The sequence below is a fragment of the Protofrankia sp. Cr1 genome (genome assembly GCF_963555865.1).
In the GTDB taxonomy this organism is placed as follows: Bacteria; Actinomycetota; Actinomycetes; order Frankiales; family Frankiaceae; genus Protofrankia.
The window spans coordinates 1-6,166 of the sequence record NZ_CAUVXO010000298.1; the positions used below are offsets into that span (position 1 = coordinate 1).

Sequence of the window (6,166 nt, forward strand, 5' to 3'; positions counted from 1 at the left end):
GGCCGTGTGCCGCGACGAGTGGCAAGCACGGTTCTGACGGGGCTCCGGCGCAGCAATGCGCCGGAGCTACCGGACAACCGCGTGCACTACGTCCGCGACACCGCCTGGCACGAGGACGCCTGTCGCGCTCACCTCGGAGACGGCCCACGAAACCTCGCCATTCTCCGCAATCTCGCTCTCGGTCTCCTACGCCTCCAACGCATTACAAAGATCAAGGAGACCCTCGAATACATCGCCGGAGACCGCAACCGGGCACTCCAGTTTTTAGCTACCTAGAGTAGCTGATCGCCACGCCGGGCAACCTTCGCGCAGCCCTGCGGGCTACCCGGCGTTGTCGGCCCTGAAATCACCGTCCGGCCGGTCGCCACACGTGCCCCGAACAGGGACGCTGCTCGGTGACCGCGCCGATCGGAACATCGTCTACCGAGTAGAACAAGCGTTCCGAACACCTGGCGGTTCCGGGCACTTCCGGGCCGCCTGGTGACCGTGATCGTTGGGAATCGTGGTCGCGTCGACGTTCCTCTTCCGCCTCGGAGTGTGTTTGTGCTCCGGCTGCGGTTGCGCTGAGGAGGGGCTGACGGCCAGTACGTCCACACCCAGGGCGGATGTGCCCGTGGTCAGTGCGGCTGGTCGAGTTGGCTGGCGACGAGCGGGAACTCTGCTTTGAGGAGCATTGTCAGTTGCTCCTGGAGTTCGCGCAGCGCGGTCGTGGCGATTCGCCACACAATTGACCAGTCGACCTCGAAGTATGTGTGAACGGCGATGTTGCGGAAGCCTGTGACGGACCGCCACGGCACGTCCGGCCAGCGCGCGTGGATCTCGGGTGAGACTCGTCCGGCCGCCTCGCCGATCACCAGGAGCTTCTGCAGAACGGCGCTCTGGATCAGGTCGCTCGCCAGGAACGCGGTCTCGTCGACGTCCCGGACGAACGCCGTCGCGGCGACCGCGGCCTCGATCATGTCGACGAGGTACAGCTCATCACGCCGCATAGAGGACCCGAGCCTCCGCGAGCACCCGGTCGCGGATGACCCATTTCAACCGAGACTTGGGAACCAGGTCGATGTGACGACCGACAATCTTTTGGAGATCATCTCGGAGATCGACGATGTCGAAGCCAAGCTTCGAGTCGGGCGCCAGCACGTACAGCAGGTCGACGTCCGACTCGTCGGTGTCGTCGCCGCGAGCCACCGAGCCGAAGACGGACAGCTCAGCGACACCGTAGCGCCGGCATACCTCGGCGATCCGGCTGTCACGAAGGTCGACGGTCACATAGCCATTATCGCCAGAGGACAGCCACGACCGCACGACTCAGGCACCGCCTGATGCGCGACGCCCACCGGGAATCTGCGTGCCGCGCGAACCACCACCCAGTCGCGACCCGAAGCGTCGCGAAGCAGTCCGACGCACGAGGTGCATCTGGTCATGCGTCCCAGTCGCCGGCGCCGCCGAGTTGCTCGATCCACTCCGCGGACAGCTTGCCGCGAGATTCACGCCCGGAGTCCAAGCATGGGGGCATAGTCGTGGCGGCGGCTCGGTCGGGTGAGGATCTCGACGCTGTCGAGGGCCTGGTCGATCGCGCCGGGGACATGCCCGAGCGGGCCGTCGGGTCGGTGTCCGAGCCGGGTGAGGAGGGCTCGCAGCCGCAGACCATGATCGCATTGGTCAGCGCACGGGTAAGGCGTTCAGCATCCTGTCATGCACCAGGCGTCTCATCGTCCCTGCTGCCGCCACGTCTGCGTACCCGATTTTTCGCCAGCCGTCGGGCCGTCTGAGCCAGTGGCGGTCTCCAGGTTCCGCCGCACGAGCAGGCCCCCGATCCCCAGGACGTCGTCGAGTAGTCGCCGCACACGGTCGATCTCCTCGGCGGTGCAGTCGATCAGAACCTTGACCTTCACGTCACACTTGCCCGGATCCGCCGTCACGAGGAATCCCACCACGCCAGCACCGACGGCACTGCCGCGGAAGACGTCCACGCCGTCACCGTCTGCGGCCACGGTGCCCTTCAGGCAGCCGTGGTCGATGGGGTACACGGCCTCCGGCACCCGCGGGTGCCTGCTGCCGGCCGGGCGGTCCACCACCAGCCGCGAGGTAGCCGCCAGCTCGTCGAGGTTGCCGAACAGCCGTGCGCGGGACGTGTCAACCATGATCTCCGCCGAATCAGGGACGTCCATCAAGGAGACCACGGAAATGAAGTGGTCCAGGGCGATGGGCATTGTCCGTGCCGCCTGACGTGAACGGCGACGCCCGGCCGGTGCCACCGCAATACTGGACGGCAGCTGGACGTGACTGTCCCCTTCGTCCCTACCCAGGGGCTCGGCGAACAGGTTGCCCTGCACGTTCTTGGTGCTGGCCCAGCGGCTGCCTGTGGCTACCACGGGTGTCCTCCGAAGTCGCCGCCGCTCAATACCTCGGCGGACGGACGGTTCGCATGGTCGCAACGTGGTCGTCCAACCGGGGCTCGAACCAGCTGTCGACGCCCTGACCAGTACTGTTCCATGGTGCTGGATCTTGAGTGATAGATCGTGAACCGAATTCGCCCAGGTCGGGGGCATGATCAGAGAAAGGGTGGGGCGGGTGGGACTCGAACCCACGACCGACGGATTATGAGCTGTCGTGTACTTCGTCCGCCTATGTCCGCTGACGTCCGCCGATGCAGGTCACAGACTTGATCCTTTCCGTGGATGTTCGCTCGCGTCCCTGGTCGTCAGCGGGCTTGGCTGCCACCCTGGCTGCCCCGGCGCGACGGTCGGACCCAGATTGAAAGATATAGGAGGGGTTGAAGAGATGGCCGACAGCGTCACAGGGAGCGCCTTCGCGAGACGGCCGAGCGCCCGTCACCGGACGGCCTCGTTGACTATGGACGTCAGAGCGAGACCGGTCCAACCTCGTGCGACAGGTTCCGCCTGCGCATTCGCTACAACGGTGCCATCGCGGCGGGACGCGTATCGGTATCCGGTGTAGCGGACTGTGCGGTAATGCCCATCTTCGCGCGACAGCTCGGTGATGTTGCCGGTGCCGCTCGCGTCGACCAGCTGCTTGTATGCGCGCGCGCCGTCCAAGTCGGGCATCTGGACCCAAGATACGGCGACCAAAACAACGTCGCCCTTCTTGTCTCGAACCTCGAACTGGGCCCGGTAGAGGGCCGCGCACGGTCGTTCACGGAAGAAGCTTCGGACCTCTCCGTACGAGTGCTCGGCGCAGGTTGCGCCATCAGGTTGCAAGTGTCCGTTGACTCGTAAGCCTCGCCGTACCAGTCGAACTTCGGCCGAACGGAAGTCCTGAGTGCTGATTTCGAAACCGGAGCGTTCACTAGATGACGATCCGCTTGATGATGGCGACGATCGTGCCACTGAGGCGCTGCCGCTTGCGGAGATGCTACCGCTGCTGCTTAGGACTATCACGATGCTGCCTGCGACGACGACTCCTACTCCTTTCCTAGCTGGATCACTTCCGCCTTTTGCGCCGCCGATCCGCCTGCCTGCCATCTGTCAATCCTTTCAAACTTCTCTATCTACTGATCAAGCCTGTGAGGCAGCACTCTAGCAAATTTATTGATTTTTTCTGGTGCAATCGTCGGAGGTGATCTATGTGTAATATCCGACGCATTGTGAAAGATTCTCATCTATGACCGCTCAATTCCTCAACAGGTCGATATATGATCAAGTCTCAGTCGGTGGCAGCAGGCTGGTCTGGCTCGTCGCCGAGCACTTCCGCCCTCAACAACCTGACGTGCGTTCAGAGGACTCGAACCCCAAACTTCTTGATCTGTAGTCCTCGGCGATACGTCCATAGATGTCCACCGACGTCCACCGGCGCAGGTCGCAGTCTCTGGACCGTCCACGGACGTCCACCCCGTTGCAGTACAACTGCAGTACGGCAGCCATCACAGCGCCGGTAGCGGACAGTAGTGATCGACTGGGTGTGACCTCGGAGCACGCTGTCCGTTACCGTGCGGGTGAACCGTGCGACCGATGTCAGCGGCGACGCGATGCACGCCATAACATTGGGAAATTGTTCCCGTATTGCACTTGGTCTCGTTTCAGTGGACGGCAAATTGGGTGAACGACGACCCTTTTTGATGAGCGCGCCACTCCGTCCTGCCCGTATTAGAAGTGTCTGAATCGGCTATTCGATTAGTCCTGCCACCACGGGGGTTTTGTTTCGGACCATATCTCGCCGCCGATAGCAGTCATTCCCGGGTACACTAAAAGAGGAGCGTATACACTTGCTGTCTCGACGGTTGTACCTGATGGTACAAACACGCATGTCAGGTGATTGACAGGATCTTGAATTCCTTTCACATTTATTTCGACGAATTGTGCTGGTACGGCCTGCCTCGGCAAGACGGAAATCGATATATCCGATCCGACCCATTCATGCTTTGCGGCCACAGTGCGAATGAGATTGACTAGGACCTGTGCGACTCCAAGGACGCACGAGCGGTGACGTTTCCGGTATCGGCGGATTAGATCGACTGCTTCGTCGGTAGCAGCGCGTGTTGGAACTTTTCCGATCGCGCTGATTCGGAAATCATGTGGATCGGCGAGCGGGGTGGTCCGAGTAATGTCAAAGCCTGCTCGTGGACGCCATATGCCGTACCCATTTCCGAGCGCGTTCGACACCATGATTCCGACTGGTTGAAGGTCGCCAGGGCTACTTCGCGCGGAACCAAACCCGACAGCGACGAACGCATGTCCCGATTCCTGTATGGGCAGCTTCAGGGCCGCGACTGCCGACCTGGAATTTTCAGCAAGGACGCGGAAATAGTCGGAGGGGCTAACGTTGAACAGGGTTTCTGCAACCCATTGCTCCGTCTTGACACCACCAAGCCGCGCAAGTCCCGTGTAGCCCATCAGAAAACGACCGCATAAGACAATTGCTTTGTTTTCTGTATCTTCTCGGTTTGGAGGAGTACCTTTCTTCAACCATGTGATTCTCCTGTCGGACGCGAGGATGGCATACTCCTTGGAAATACAAGACATGACGAGCGTCACGGACTGACCTTCCTGGCGCCTCGATGCGCATACGGTGACGTAAGTATGTCAGTACCGGAACCGATCGCCATCCCGTGCGGAGAGTGTCCCGGCCTTCCTGGCTGTCGACTGCGCCGGGTGGGCGTCGCGCACGTCTGCCGTCTGCCCGTGGTTGTCTGCGGGCCGGGCCGTCAGTTCGTCTGTCAGGCAAGCGGGTGGTCATGGCGCGATGCTGACCGACGCAGGGTCTACCTCTGGTCGAGCCTCTCTCGCGGCGCCGGGCGTCCGCGGGATGATGACTCCGTGCGGCGGGTCGGATCGATCCAGGCGCCCGGGAGTGGCGTGCTCTGCCACGGTCAAGGGCAAAAGTGACCGCCTGCCAAATCGAGAAACCTTGATCGTCGTCCAGAACTTCCGACACGCCGAGGATCGGGGGAGGTTGTGGGAAACATCGACATCTCGTTGACCTGCAAGACCGTTATCGATCATAGATTTTGGCATGGTTGTCCACAGGGTCCTTTCGGAGGCTGTGAGACGATCTTGCATCGTCGCAGGTCAGCGGGGGTGGAAACTATGGTACTGTTCCTGCGGGGAAAAACCGAGTCGGATTGAAACTTGTTGAGCCACGGGCCAGCGTACGGCGTCCGGGTTCCCGTGCGGGCAAAAGTCGAGTCGGATTGAAACGCAACCTGCCTGAAACCGTGTTACCTAACGGTGTTCCTGCGCGGGGAAAAACCGAGTCGGATTAACGACTTTCGCGGGTTTCAGAGTGACCACAGATAGCCTCCTCGCGTTCGGTGAGGGGTCGGGCTGCCCGGGGAGCGAAGCGGCCGGATGCTGTCTCCCGGCTGCCAGATGGCGTGCCCACTGCACGGTTTTCGTCTGCCGTTGGCGCGTCCAGCGATGCTCTCCGGTGGTCGCATGGCTGCGCATCCCGAAACGTGCTCGGGCGGTCGGTGAACCTGACCGCGAAACAGGACGACATTGCGAATCCGTGCCGCTCGGTACGGCATGGATTCGCCTATCCAGTGGCGGTCGGTCTGACCGACATGCCCACAGGTCCCGGGATGCCTGGGATACTTGCCATTCCTGGTCTGGCTTATGCGCGGTGGCGGGCCAGCGACGCACCCGGCGAGCATGGCGCGTCAGCGCCACGCGCAGCCGTCGCGCGGCGCGGCCCGTGCCGCGCCCTT

5 protein-coding genes and 1 pseudogene are annotated in these 6,166 nt (G+C 62.1%); 1 reads left to right on the forward strand and 5 read right to left on the reverse strand.

What is annotated here, in order from left to right:
• Positions 1-276, forward strand: a pseudogene (locus U9980_RS19510) (hypothetical protein); the annotation flags it as partial.
• Positions 277-617: 341 nt separating this feature from the next.
• On the opposite strand, the gene U9980_RS19515 reads toward U9980_RS19510, so the two are convergent.
• From U9980_RS19515 to U9980_RS19535, 5 genes are all read right to left on the reverse strand, one after another.
• Positions 618-989: a DUF86 domain-containing protein gene (locus U9980_RS19515; protein WP_322769239.1), complete on the reverse strand. Its 372-nt coding sequence runs from the start codon at positions 987-989 to the stop codon at positions 618-620.
• Positions 979-1,269, reverse strand: coding sequence for a nucleotidyltransferase family protein (locus U9980_RS19520; RefSeq protein ID WP_322751414.1), 291 nt, complete (start codon positions 1,267-1,269; stop codon positions 979-981). Before U9980_RS19520 ends, U9980_RS19515 begins: the two co-directional genes overlap by 11 nt.
• 440 nt (positions 1,270-1,709) lie before the next feature.
• Positions 1,710-2,375, reverse strand: coding sequence for a hypothetical protein (locus U9980_RS19525; RefSeq protein WP_322769240.1), 666 nt, complete (start codon positions 2,373-2,375; stop codon positions 1,710-1,712).
• Positions 2,376-2,834: 459 nt separating this feature from the next.
• Positions 2,835-3,068: a hypothetical protein gene (locus tag U9980_RS19530; protein ID WP_322769241.1), complete on the reverse strand. Its 234-nt coding sequence runs from the start codon at positions 3,066-3,068 to the stop codon at positions 2,835-2,837.
• Between the two features lie 1,065 nt (positions 3,069-4,133).
• Complete coding sequence (locus U9980_RS19535; protein WP_322769242.1) at positions 4,134-4,994, reverse strand: hypothetical protein; 861 nt, start codon at positions 4,992-4,994, stop codon at positions 4,134-4,136.
• Positions 4,995-6,166: the final 1,172 nt, after the last annotated feature.

Coding starts and splice junctions, on each gene's coding strand:
- U9980_RS19515 (WP_322769239.1), bottom strand. CDS start 989: ATGCGGCGTGATGAGCTGTACCTCGTCGACATGATCGAGGCCGCGGTC.
- U9980_RS19530 (WP_322769241.1), bottom strand. CDS start 3,068: ATGCCCGACTTGGACGGCGCGCGCGCATACAAGCAGCTGGTCGACGCG.